This window comes from Solibacillus isronensis (genome assembly GCF_023715405.1).
In the GTDB taxonomy this organism is placed as follows: Bacteria; Bacillota; Bacilli; order Bacillales_A; family Planococcaceae; genus Solibacillus; species Solibacillus isronensis_B.
This window is the reverse complement of sequence record NZ_JAMBOC010000046.1, coordinates 1-261: the sequence shown is the minus strand read 5'-3', so window position 1 is coordinate 261 and position 261 is coordinate 1. Positions and strand designations below refer to the sequence as shown.

Below are 261 nucleotides of genomic sequence, written 5' to 3'. Positions count from 1 at the left end.
ATCGCTAGCAAAGCAAATGAGCTTTCAAACTACTTTTATGGAGAGTTTGATCCTGGCTCAGGACGAACGCTGGCGGCGTGCCTAATACATGCAAGTCGAGCGGACGAATTTTTGGTGCTTGCACCGAATTTTCGTTAGCGGCGGACGGGTGAGTAACACGTGGGTAACCTACCTTATAGATTGGGATAACTCCGGGAAACCGGGGCTAATACCGAATAATACTTTTTAACACATGTTTGAAAGTTGAAAGACGGTTTCGGC

1 rRNA gene is annotated in these 261 nt (G+C 46.7%); it reads left to right on the top strand.

Annotated elements, in window-relative coordinates:
- Positions 1-34: 34 nt before the first annotated feature.
- A 16S ribosomal RNA gene (locus tag M3166_RS19170) occupies positions 35-261 on the top strand; the annotation flags it as partial.